Consider the following 12,321-nt stretch of genomic DNA (forward strand, 5'->3'; position numbering starts at 1 on the left):
ATGCAAGGCATGGTCGCAGGATTACCAGTGTTGCATGTAGCGACAGCTGCACAGGCAAATCAAAGATTACGGCTCACCGGACAGGAGTGCCGGTAAACAGGAGAACAATATGTCGCAGATCGAGCAGCCAGAGGGTGGTCAGAGGCAAGAGTCATCCACTGATCTGGCACTGGATAAAATCAATCAGACAGTTTCAGCTATTGCCGATCTGACTGCAAAGCGCCGTCAGCAGCAAGCTCAGCAGGAAATCCAGAGTCATCAGTCATGCTCCTGGAACAGTGCGCAGCTGGAGGTGCTGGGGCGCTTTTTCACCCTCAGTGAGCGCGACTACATGCCATATGACACATCCAGCGCTCCTCTGAGTGCTCAGAAAGTGCGTGAGCTTATTCTTGAGGGGCACTATGGCGGTCTGGACAGACTTACCTCGGAGATGCTCAAAGAGGGGCTTACCCCAAAGGCGTGGCTTGATCGCAGACTGATGGCAATATGTGACAATCACAGCTACTTTACCTGGGACCAGAACAAAGACATTCTTTATTGCAATATGCCTGACTGTGCCTGCAGCCTGAGCTTCAGTCGCAACAGCAGCTGCAAGCTCCTTGACGAGCAGGCAGACAACAGAGAGGAATATGAGCTCCTTCATGCAGGCATGCTGGCTCTTTTGATACTTGACCGTCTGGAGTGTGAGGATGAATTAGATGCTCTGTTCACATCTCGTGAGAAATTTCAGCCTTTCTTTGATGAGGTGCTGGCAACGGTAAGTCTGATTTTTTCTCAGGGCCTGAATAACCTCAATCTCGACATGTGTGAAAAGGTCAAGGCCCTGATTGTTGAGGCGGGCAGCTGTCGTATTGAGTTTCTTCATAACTCCCTGTCTGTCCTGCTCAACATGCTCAAGCGTTTCATGGATGACAGTGCTTCTGCCAGTGTGGGGGCCATTTTCAATCTGCTGTGCCGCATCGTAAATACAGTGGAGGCCATCAGAAAGAATGACAGCCGTGAGGCTCTGATATCTCTTTACGGTATTAACAGCGGTCATTCATACTATGTACAGACCATGCCGGTAGTGGGCTGTGGCTATAACAGGGTCGATACCTCAACACCAACCAGCGGCAACTGTGAATCAATTGCTTATTACTTCTACGACTTTATCGGACGGCGTTTTCTGGCTATCTATTCAGTTATTAATGACGGATTCAGGCCTCCTCAGACGCTGTTCAGCACCGATTATAGCAGCTATTCTCTTTCAGCAGCAGCCGGCGAAGTACTGTGCTTTTGCGGAGTATGGGTTTGTGATGGCAAGATCAAAAACTCCAAAGAATCATGGACTGATTTTGACTTTGTTGTTGATATCTCTAAAGATGAAGAAGAAAACGAAAGCAAAGGCAGTAGCGAAGAGAATGATGTTGCTCACAGGGAGCTCTACGATCTGATAGCATGGCGTGATTATGAGGCATTAAGACGCAGCTCACTGCGCAGTTCATCCGAGTACTTTTCAGTAAAGGGCAGAACAGACAACATTCATCTGGTACATGTGGGCAAGTGCCTGGATATTGATAAGAGCGATCCAGAGCATGTCCGTGCCATATTCAAGGATGAAAACGGCCATAAGATGGACGTTCTCCTTAGGGAGGTCAACAGCTCATCAGAATTGCTTTGCGATTACATGGACAAGTGGAAGACCAGTGCAGATGCTCCTGGCAATTTTTATGCTCTGCTGCGCTGCCCTGTAGTTTCAGGACAGATGTGCCCCGAGCTGGTAACTTTCTTCTGTCAGCCAGAAGCTCCTGAAAAGACCAGGAAGGGCAAATAATCCCTCTATTCTGGAAACTGGCGGCCCCGTGGCTGGCAAAGCCAAAATAAGGCCCCTGTATCAGGCAGGCCATGGGCCAGCAAGGCAACAGCGCAAGCAGGTCAGGCCCAGCCATGCCATTGAGCAAGCTGATCAGGCCCCAGCCATGCCATTGAGCAAGCTGGTCAGGCCCAGCCATGTCATTGAGCAAGCTGGTCAGGCCCCAGCCATGTCATTGAGCAAGCTGGTAAGGCCAAGCCATGTCATTGAGCAAGCTGGTAAGGCCCAGCCTTGCCATGGATCGAGGCCACCGGCAGTTTAACTGCGTGTTGCATGGTGCGGGGCTGACTGAGCAGCTGGTGTCAGGACAAATCACAGTATGCAAGGCTACTATAGTGGCGCTCTATGGCCTATAATTTCAGGCATTACCAGAATTTCAGTCACTGCAAAGTCGCCATCAGGTCTGAACCGCTCTTAGCTTTTAAGCGCAGGTTGAGATTGCTGACAGCAGGCGTGACTGAACTCCAGTCATAGCCGTAAGGCTTTGACTGAGCAAGTAACAGTTGCAGGTTCTGTCAGAGTTATTGTCAAGGAGAATTTCCATGCATATATCAGAGTTAATTGCCTCTCTGGACGAGTTGCTGGAAGCACGTGATTATAAGGATGCTTCCTATAACGGCCTTCAGGTGGCAGGACCAGAGGAGGTCAAAAAGATTGCCACTGCATGCACAGCCTCTCTTGAGGCTATTGATGCTGCAGTTGAGGCAGGCTGTGATACCCTGATTGTGCACCATGGCCTGTTCTGGAAGGGCGCTGATCCGCGTCTTATCGGCAACTACTATCAGCGCGTCAAGGCTCTGATTGATGGCAATCTTAACCTTGTAGCCTATCACCTGCCACTGGATGCCCATATGGAGCTCGGTAACAATGCTGTGCTGGCCCATATCCTTGGTGGTGATGTGGTTGACTACATTGAGCCGGGAGTAAAGCAGTCAATTGGCATGCGTGTACGTCTTGCTGAGCCTCTGGCTGTAAAGGAAATTGCAGCACTGCTGTGCCATCGCCTTGATACCAAGGTAACCTTGCTGGGCAATATCACTGATGACATCATGATCGATGATCTTGCTGTATGTTCAGGATCAGGATCCTCACTGCTTGATGACAACAAGCAGCCGAATTTCCAGGCTTTAATAACCGGTGATGCCAATGAGCAGACCTACCACATGGCAGTTGAGACCGGCACTCTGGTATTTGTTGTAGGTCATCACGCCTCAGAGCAGCTTGCTATTGGCCGCCTTGGAGACATGCTTGCCGATCGCTTTGGCCTTGAGCACTTTGCCTCACATTTCACTTATGAAAAGGACGTTCCTACCTACACCATAGGCCCGGCCGGATCCAGCGACGAAGACTAGGAAAAACCGGCAATACCTCGACAGCTTGACAGCGCAATATAGGCAATACCAGCCTGATAGGCAATACCAGCCTGGCCTGCCTTTCAGGCACTCTCGAAAGGTAACCTCACAAGTCATTCTCACAATGACTCCTGACGATGACTGCTCATAAGTCAGCTGCATGAGCAGGCTGACGAGCCATCCTGATAAGGACGTCTTTACACCATGCTTACTGACTGTATCATGCCCGTATGGCTGGTGTGGCTGGTGTGGCTGGTGTGACTGCTCCAGAGAGCAAGCTTTATGCTCTGATTTATGGCATCGTCCATTTCATCTACAGCTAAACTGTCGATGAACTTGTGATTTTCCTCATACTTATTAACGAGAGCTGCAAAAGCTGTATGAGTCACAAAGTGGCCATTAGATTAAACGCACATAATGATGAATAACGCTCCATCATAGTGCTTTAACATAATATTTTAGAAAGCAAAATAAAAAGCCCAAGCATAAGCCCGGGCTTTTTATTTTTTCAGGGACTGGCTGAAGATCAGTTGTCATGCTCAGTGCTGGTGCCGGCATCAGCTGCAGCTTCAGCTTCAGGAGAACAGTTCTCACTGTCTGATCCCTGATGGGCGGCAGCGCATGAGGAAGGGACGGGTTCGGCACAGTCGTAGTCTTTGCCCTCAAGGGTGATTGGGGTAGGAACAAGGCGTCCTTCGGCGTTCTTGCTGAAAGCGCAGACTGCACCTGTCTTTAGTACGCTGAGAACTTCAGGGTCGTAGTTGGCAATGACATTGAGCGAGTAGATAAAGGCGTAGCGGGGATCGCTCATATAGCCTTCGCTTTCGTTACCTGCCATAAAGCGCCAGCCGCAGTCGGTAGGATCCTGGGGCTCTTCACGGTAGCAGTAGCCCACCTTGAAGTTCTGAACTGTTACTCTTGAGGTGGCAATACATGCATCAGGACCTTCCCAGTCGGTAAGTACAGGATTTATCTGATCGGCCTTGATGGCGTAGTTATGGCGGACGAGGGCAGGGTTATAAAGCTCTTCATGCAGCTCAGTAACGACCTCAACCATTTCGGCAATGCCGTCATCATCAAGCATTTCACAGATGTCATATTCCTTTGGACTGGCAATAAAGTCCTGAAGAACATGGCTGATGAACTCATGATTGCCAAGGGAGGCGACAATGTTAATCTCACGCTCGCTTTCAATATAGTCATCCAGTTCAGACAGGCGCACAGATCCGTTGACATAACACTCAAGCATGATTGCCGCACAGTCGAGAATCTGGTTGATGGCGTAGGCGAACTGAACAGTAACTCCATCGCTGTTGGTAAAGCACAGGTTATCAGTTGACTTGCGGACTGCCTGGAGATCCTGACTGATGCCAATCTGCTCAAAGAGAGTGTCGATGGAGACCTCATTGTCTTCAAGCTCATTGAGCATGGCTACCAGATTAAGGCTGTCGTCGGTGTCGCCTACATAGTTGTGCCAGAACTTATCTGAAATATACATAGCCAAAAACTCCCGAAGTCCAAAGTTGTTGATTATCAGTGATCCACTGCGCCTGACGCGCACTGTATCGGTCCGGATGAAGTTGAGTGCTTAAAGTACAGTCTGATTACCATGTCATCAGCTGTTCTTTGAACACTGTTACCGCGCAGCTGTTACCTGTTTCTGTCGGAAACTCATCAGGTGAGCGGTACATCCTGCATGAGCCAGCCAGCCGGCCGGTACGCTGAGCAGTCGGTGGGTAAGCTGACCTGCGGGGCATTAAGCTGACATGCCAGCATGATCCAGATGGATGGTACGCTGAGCAGTCGGTGGGTAAGCTGACCTGGGGGCAGTAAGTTGAGCTGCCGGCATGAGCCTGCATGGACAGGCTGGCATGAGGGCTTACTCAGGGCATAAGCTCAATGCTTTCAGGCCTTTGTGGTAAAGCCTGTTGTATGGTCAAAAAACGACTGTCTTACCTCATCGCTGCTCAGGGCAAAACGTTCCATAAGTGCCATGGCCTGTCTTTTCAGATCAAAGGCTCCAGTAGCGGTCATGCGCGCGCTGAGGTTGGCAAAGTGAGTAATATCATTGTAGTTAAGCCAGCCAAATGAGGTCTGAACTGTCTGTGACGGATTGACCTTGAGCGCCTCAAGCTGCTCAGGGCTGACGCCCATGCCATACCTTATGGTATTGGCTGTTGAGGAGAAAAAGGTGCGCAGCTCCATGCTGCTGTTAACCAGAGAGCTGTCACCAAAGAGCATGTTAGTCAGCATGGCATGGTAATGCTTCATGGCTGTCGGCATGTCGTGCTCAAGCTCTTCAAGACTTTCACTTACCTGGTGACTTGCGTGTTCCGGTGACTGGCTTTCCAGCAGCAGAGAAACGGCCAGCTGTTGCTCTTTCTTACGTTCTTCCTGAGAGTCCTTTTTACGCTGTTCATCAGGATCGATATCCTCGCGCTCAGCAAGACTGAAGTCTGTTGCAGCTCCACGGGCCCGGGACTGTGCGGCTTTGATTTTGGCAATGCGGTCTACAGCACCTACAGGCTCTATAGAGTTGACCATACCTCCTCCAGAAAAAGAACAGGAAAAATACAAGTTACAGCTGCCACTTCATAATGCAGACATTATCTGTGGCATTGTGCGCAGTAAAGGCTGCAGGGAGCGTTTATGCTCCAGTTAGACATGGTGGCGTACCCCGTCTGTCCATGACGGCTACAGGACAGGGACAGTGCTCTAATGCGGACTGGTTGCCAGCTGAGGCAAACAGGCACTCAGCCATGATAGATGAAAAGGGCGCTGTATAGTATGTCCGAGGCCTCAATTCGGAGAAATTTCGGCACAAAATTTCACTGCAGGGCGCAATGGCACGTTGATGAGCCCCTTTTTTACTGAGGCCGGCACCAGGGCTGTTTACCGGCCGACTGGCATTTTGTTCAGTCGGACTTAGCAGGTGTGGAATGGGACGTTATGACAGGTGCTTTCGTGCTTAATTATCAGTTGCGACTGGTAACGCATCAATAGGGGTATAATTAACAGCCCGGCCAGGTATAAATGCCATGGAGACAGACGCATAGTAAATTTTGGTGCGGAGCTAGCTCCCGGCTTTGGCTCTGTACTTTATGGGCCAGGGTGCTCCTTTATTTTGAGGTTGTTATGAGTGATCAGCAGTTAAGCCAGCAGGCTTTAAAAGTTAAGAATGCCCTTATCGAGTGCGGCCTTGAGACTCCGGTGCATGATAATGGTCTGAGCGACGACGAAAAGCGTGAGCGTATCAGCCAGTGCATGCGTACCATGATGGAAACCCTGGGTCTTGATCTGAGTGATGACAGCCTTACCAGAACTCCTTACCGCGTGGGCAAGATGTTCGTCGATGAGCTGTTTTCCGGACTTGATTACCGCAATTTTCCTGAAATCACCGTGATTGAAAACAAGATGCAGGTAGATGAGATGATCAAGGTCAAGGATATTTCCTTTACCTCTACCTGTGAGCATCACTTCATGGTTATCGACGGCATGGCCAAGGTGGCCTACATGCCTGATAACAAGATTATCGGACTGTCCAAGATTAACCGTATTGTGCGCTTTTTTGCTCAGCGCCCTCAGGTTCAGGAACGCCTTACCCAGCAGATTCTGGTGGCTCTCAAGACCCTGCTTGAGACCGAGAATGTGGCTGTTACCATTACCGGTACCCATTACTGTGTAAAGGCCCGTGGTGTACAGGACCCTACCTCATCAACTACTACCACAGCTCTGAGCGGTCACTTCAAATATAATCCATCCTCACGCCATGAGTTCCTGACTGACGACCGATAGTCCCGAACTTGTCCATACCCCGTGACCGTGCCCGGTAAGCTCCTCTGATGGTCCAGCGACCGCCACGCCCAAGGCGCAGGCCTGGGGCTCATGGTTCAGTCATAATGGCGCTGACATCAGCATAATGGCACTGGCATCAGCATCATGGCGCTGGCATCAGCATCATGGCGCTGGCATCAGTCATCAGGTGGTGGCCGACTTGCCGTCATCAGGACTGAGTCCTGATGAGGTAATATGGTGGTTTGCGCGGCTTACCGGGCTGTGCTGTCAGTTTTGGGGTAACGATAAAGCAGGAAGCTCAAAAGCCCGCCTTTGAAAGGACTGGTGTTCCGGTTCTGAAAAGGGCGGGCTTTTTTGCGCAGGGGATGGCTGATTCTGATGCATGGCAGATATTGGGCCAGCGCCTATAGCATTGCTAAGTTTTTAGGAATACACTTTAAGCCCTTGATTAAGCTCAAATTTATGTTTGGCTTATCAAAAGGTAAAAATTACCCCAAAGCGCCAGAGCATTGCATTATGTCTGTGTCTTGATGACAGCAGTGCTCTGAGAGTATGGCTTTTGTTTCTCTGCGCGGGTATACATAAGTGGGCCCGGGTTCTGGACATTATTCTGGCACTGTGGTGCAGGTGGTCGCTATGGCAAGACACGATGAAAATTACAAGGTTGCTCTTATTGTTCCTGTCTATAACGAGGAGGAGACCATTGCCTCTTTCGTGGAAACAGTAGAGCTTAAACTGGCTTCGGTTATCGACCACATTGAGATTGTCTTTGTCGATGACGGCTCCAGGGACCGCTCAGTTGAGATTATTGAGGGTCTGATGGAGCAGAACAGCCGCATTGCCCTGATTAAGCTGTCACGCAACTTTGGCAAGGAGGCGGCCATGACAGCCGCCATTGACCTGTGCGACGCCGATGCTCTGGTGCCTATTGATGTGGATCTGCAGGACCCTCCTGAGCTGGTACTTGAGTTTATACGTATCTGGCGCGAGGAAAATGTTGATACCGTCTATGGTCGTCGTATTGACCGCTCCAGTGACTCCGGCACCAAGCGTGTATCATCAGGCGGCTTCTACTATGTATTTAACAAGCTCTCAGGCAGAGTAAAAATCCCTGAGAATGTGGGCGACTTCCGTCTTATCGACTCACGCATTATTGAGACTGTACGCAGTCTTAATGAAAGCAACCGCTTTATGAAGGGACTTTATGCCTGGCCTGGCTTTACCTCACGCAATGTAGACTATGTGCGCCCTGAACGCAGCGCTGGCACCACCAAGTGGAATTACTGGAAGCTGTGGAACTTTGCCCTTGATGGCATTGTGTCCTTCTCCTCTCTGCCGCTGCGCGTCTGGTCCTACATTGGTGGATGTGTAGGTGCCCTGGGACTTGTCTATATGATTTACATAATGATAAGTACCATGATCAGGGGCGTAAACGTACCTGGCTATGCCTCCCTTATGTGCGTGGTGCTTTTCCTTGGCAGTATTCAGCTAATTTCCATTGGCGTTCTGGGTGAGTACCTGGGCCGTGTCAGTGAAGAGGTTAAAAGACGTCCAGTTTATGTGGTCTCCACAGTCAAAGGCGGACTGAGCAACCGTCTTATCGAGGGATGCAGGCGTACTGGCAGCGGTATTTACTTTAACGAGCATCAGAGCGCCCCGGCCGCCGCCACAGCTGCTGCTGCAGCATCCGCCACAGCTGCTGCAGCCACTGCAGCATCCACTGAGGTTGCCGACGCTGCTGCAGGTGCTGCAGCAGCTGACTCAAAAACAGCAGCAGCAGAAGCACAGACCAGAGATGACAGCCATGGCGATGTAAGCTCATGTGATGACTGATGTACTGGCTGACAGCGCCGTGAGTCATGCATGACATCCGGGTCGCTACTGTCCGGCTGCATACAGCAGGGGCCGCAGATAAAGCCTTAGGAAGCTTTGCTGCGGCCCCTGTTGTTTTACAACACATGCTGTTTTAGACTATGGCGCGAAAACATGGGCTCAGCCACCGTATCATCTCAGTATGATTAGCTTACGGTGCCTGTTTGCCTGGTGAGAAAATGGATTTAGCTATACCAGCTCGGGGAGGGTGGTTATGAGATTTGCTCTTGGTGTTGAGTATTCAGGCTGGAATTATGCTGGTTTTCAGCGCCAGTGGCATGCTCCTGCCATTCAAAATGAACTTGAGAAAGCCCTGTCTCAGATAGCTGCCGAGCCTGTGGAGATCAAATGCGCTGGCCGTACTGATGCCGGTGTTAATGCTACCGGTCAGGTAATCCATTTTGATACCACTAAAGAGCGCTCTGAGCGTGCCTGGATTTTAGGCACCAATACCATTTTGCCAGACGATATCGCCATTACCTGGGCAAAGCAGGTCCCTGATGATTTCCATGCACGCTTTTCAGCTCGTGCCCGCCGCTACCGCTACATTCTGCAGAATACTGACTACCGTCCTGGCATTATGAGGGCCGGTGTTTCTCTATACCGTGGCGAATATGATGTTCAGGCCATGCATGATGCGGCTCAGATTCTGCTTGGCGAAAACGATTTTTCTTCCTTCCGCTCTGCCCAGGATGAAAACCCTCATGCCATGCGCAATGTTCATTTCATTAATGTCATGCGCCGGGGCCGCTATATTATCTTTGATATTCAGGCAAACGCTTTCCTTCACCATATGGTACGCAATATTGTAGGATCGCTGCTGCTGGTGGGAGACGGCTCAAAGGACAGGCAGTGGCTGCAGTATGTCTTTGATGCGCGCAACCGTGAGCTGGCCGGACCAACCGCCCAGGCTGCCGGCCTGTATCTGGTTCATGTAACCTACGAGGACCAGTGGCAGCTGCCAATCCGTCCTGAAGACATGGGCCCCCTGTGGATTTAGCCGCATCAGGTCAGCCATGCAGGCCCTGCACCGGGCAGCATGGCTGCTGCCTGCTGTCCATAGCAATGCAGCAAGACTTCTGGCTGTAACCTGCAGCATGGCTGGCTGCTGCAGCTGCAAACTGTGTTTACAGCTGCAATCTGACACAGCGGCATGACCTTAACGCTTTACAAAAGCAGAACTTCCTTTGAGCGTCAGGACCTGGTGACGGGCAGCCTGACCATGGCGCTTTACAAAAGCAGAACCTCCTGTGAGCTGTCAGCTTTGCTGACGGGCAGCCTGACCTTGACGCTTTACAAAAGCTGAGCTTCCTTTGAGAATCCTTGCTTACTGATGGGCAGCATGACGTCTGGATGCAACTGCCATGATGTTGCATGCACTGTTAATTGCTCCTGGCTCTCATGGGGACCAGCCGTGGATAAGACCATGGAGAAGGTATGCCTGGAGTTTATGGTCTGACTGAGTCTGGTACAGTATGAAAATGGCATTGCCTGAAAGGGGCGCACCGATCTGTGTTCCTGAGGTCAGAACTCATAATATAAGAAACAAATTATTGATTAATAAACCAATATTCAGACTGCAGATTTAATATAATGTCCAGGTGTCATTATCTAGAGTTTTAGAGCGGTCAGAATGAAAGTTCGTAAGTTTGTTAATGATCCAGCAGTTCTAAAGGAGGCTGGTCTTCAGTTTGTTCAGTCAAGCAACGACAGGAAAACAGTATATAGGGCTACTGTCGTCAGTCTGGCATTAGGCGGTATCTCAAAGAAAGAGCTTTCAGCGTGCTGTGGCGAAAGTATCGGAACAATCAACAACTGGATAAAAACAGCTGATGAAAAAGGGTTTGACGCATTAACACCCACATCTCCTCCTGGAAGAAACAGCAGATTGACTGAAGAGCAGCTTTCTATGCTTTATAAAGCAGTGAGCTCATCTGCTGAAGATTATGGATTTAGAGTATGGGATGGCAAGTCTGTTTCTGTCTACATTGAACAACAGTTCAACGTATCTCTTGGAGTCAGACAGTGTCAGAACATTCTCAAGCACAAGCTAAACCCTTCATTGATTAGACCAGACCTTTCCGTCAAAGGGGAGGGCTAACGAAGAGGAGCGTGCAGCATTTAAAAAAATCCTGGAGAAAAATAATGACTTGAATAAAGTCCTCGTTTTTCAGGATGAAGCGCACTTCCATCAGACAACAAGTGTGTCAAGGATATGGGCCTTAAAAGGCTCAAAACTTCAAGTGCTATCTGCTCCTGGCAGGTGATCAGTTGCTGTGTCCTGGTATGTATTTCCAGAGACTGGTGAGCTCATTGTAACAAGGCCGTCATGGTTTAACTTTGAAACGGTTATTCAGTCCTTGAGAGACTTCATAGCCGAGGCTAATATTGCTTAGGGTAAGAAAGCAGTTCTCGTGATTGACAACGCCCCCATGGCATAAAAAAGCATTCAGGCTAATTGTTGATGAGCAGCTTCCGGAGTATAAGGACATCAGGGAAAAGCTGGACATTATAAAAATGCCCCTTACTCACATGACCTTAACCCTGTTGAGCAATTGCTGGCGAGTAACACGTCGCGAAGTAACACATAATCGGTACTTCGAGACGCTCGACAAACTTGACGACACATTGTTTAGTTACTTTTCGCTTTATAGAGCGTCTAACGTCAGGTTTAGAGCTCTATGTAGCTGCAGTTGGTTTACAGACCACTAGTCCGATTAATAATCAAATCTTTAATTCGTTTACTATAAGGTCAGGGAATAGCTCCTGAGCCAGGGAGCGCAAATTGTCGTTTAGGACGGCATTGTGCCTGATTATGACTTCGCGGGATGATTCTATGGCTACTTTGCTGTAGTAGTAGAACGAGTAGAAGACATTGTCAGGGTAGTCCAAATCTTCTTCAAAGTAGTCATCCGCGTCATCTTCGTCCTCCTCCCAGTCATCATCCTCATCATCGCTCTCCTCATCCTCATCCCCGTTCTCATCAGCAACATCGTTTTCGTCGTCATCAGCGTTATCATGGCTGTTTACATCAGGCAGCAGGTAGCGCTCATCGAGCAGGTCGGCAAAATGCTCAAGCGGGGCGGCGTGTTCGTATGCCTCAATTTCATTTATGCCCCGGTTAAGCCATGCAAACCAGTCAATCAGCTCGCCTGCAAGAAAGTCTGCAAGCTCGTTTTGCTCAAGCTGCTGCAGAGCATTGTCCAGAGCGCGCACGGCAAAGATGAGGGCAAATGGAGTGCAGTGCCATAAGGTGGACTGATGCTCCATATCCTGGCTCAGGCTGGACAGAGCAAAGTTGATGTTACTGCGGCTTTTAAGCTCACTGAGATCATTGAGCCACTGAGGAAAGTTACCGGCACGGCCCGAAGAGCATACAAGGCGGCGCCATGGTATGTCAGTGATGCTTACCGAGCTGATAAACTCGCGGTCTTTAAGGGAAATATCCAT

At 49.8% G+C, this 12,321-nt stretch carries 9 protein-coding genes; 6 read left to right on the forward strand and 3 right to left on the reverse strand.

Annotated elements, in window-relative coordinates; genetic code table 11:
* Nucleotides 1-109 precede the first annotated feature (109 nt).
* Nucleotides 110-1,813, forward strand: coding sequence for a hypothetical protein (locus MXE39_RS01400; RefSeq protein WP_246976390.1), 1,704 nt, complete (start codon nt 110-112; stop codon nt 1,811-1,813).
* A gap of 581 nt (nt 1,814-2,394) precedes the next feature.
* On the forward strand, nt 2,395-3,204 hold the full coding sequence (locus MXE39_RS01405; RefSeq protein ID WP_246976393.1) for a Nif3-like dinuclear metal center hexameric protein: 810 nt from the start codon (nt 2,395-2,397) through the stop codon (nt 3,202-3,204).
* Between the two features lie 526 nt (nt 3,205-3,730).
* On the opposite strand, the gene MXE39_RS01410 is transcribed toward MXE39_RS01405, so the two are convergent.
* On the reverse strand, nt 3,731-4,702 hold the full coding sequence (locus MXE39_RS01410) for a DUF2185 domain-containing protein (protein ID WP_246976396.1): 972 nt from the start codon (nt 4,700-4,702) through the stop codon (nt 3,731-3,733).
* A gap of 407 nt (nt 4,703-5,109) precedes the next feature.
* The gene (locus tag MXE39_RS01415) at nt 5,110-5,748 is read right to left on the reverse strand and encodes a hypothetical protein (RefSeq protein WP_246976399.1); all 639 of its coding nucleotides are present in this window, start codon (nt 5,746-5,748) and stop codon (nt 5,110-5,112) included.
* Nucleotides 5,749-6,339: 591 nt separating this feature from the next.
* Here MXE39_RS01415 and folE point away from each other — a divergent pair.
* The 4 genes from folE to MXE39_RS01435 all read left to right on the forward strand — a co-directional run bounded on the left by folE (nt 6,340) and on the right by MXE39_RS01435 (nt 10,972).
* Nucleotides 6,340-6,999 carry a GTP cyclohydrolase I FolE gene (gene folE / locus MXE39_RS01420; protein WP_246976402.1) on the forward strand — a complete coding sequence of 220 codons (660 nt, stop codon included), beginning with the start codon at nt 6,340-6,342 and terminating at the stop codon, nt 6,997-6,999.
* A 636-nt stretch (nt 7,000-7,635) separates the two neighbouring features.
* A complete protein-coding gene (locus MXE39_RS01425) occupies nt 7,636-8,832 on the forward strand; it encodes a glycosyltransferase family 2 protein (RefSeq protein ID WP_246976405.1) in 1,197 nt (398 codons plus the stop codon).
* Between the two features lie 253 nt (nt 8,833-9,085).
* The gene (gene truA / locus MXE39_RS01430) at nt 9,086-9,871 is read left to right on the forward strand and encodes a tRNA pseudouridine(38-40) synthase TruA (RefSeq protein ID WP_246976408.1); all 786 of its coding nucleotides are present in this window, start codon (nt 9,086-9,088) and stop codon (nt 9,869-9,871) included.
* Nucleotides 9,872-10,504: 633 nt separating this feature from the next.
* Nucleotides 10,505-10,972 (forward strand): helix-turn-helix domain-containing protein, encoded by a 468-nt coding sequence (locus tag MXE39_RS01435; protein ID WP_246976411.1) that lies wholly within the window; start codon nt 10,505-10,507, stop codon nt 10,970-10,972.
* A gap of 623 nt (nt 10,973-11,595) precedes the next feature.
* Here the strand turns inward: MXE39_RS01435 and MXE39_RS01440 are convergent.
* The gene (locus MXE39_RS01440) at nt 11,596-12,321 is read right to left on the reverse strand and encodes a hypothetical protein (RefSeq protein WP_246976414.1); all 726 of its coding nucleotides are present in this window, start codon (nt 12,319-12,321) and stop codon (nt 11,596-11,598) included.

Source organism: Anaerobiospirillum sp. NML120511, from assembly GCF_023050955.1.
Classification (GTDB): Bacteria; Pseudomonadota; Gammaproteobacteria; order Enterobacterales; family Succinivibrionaceae; genus Anaerobiospirillum.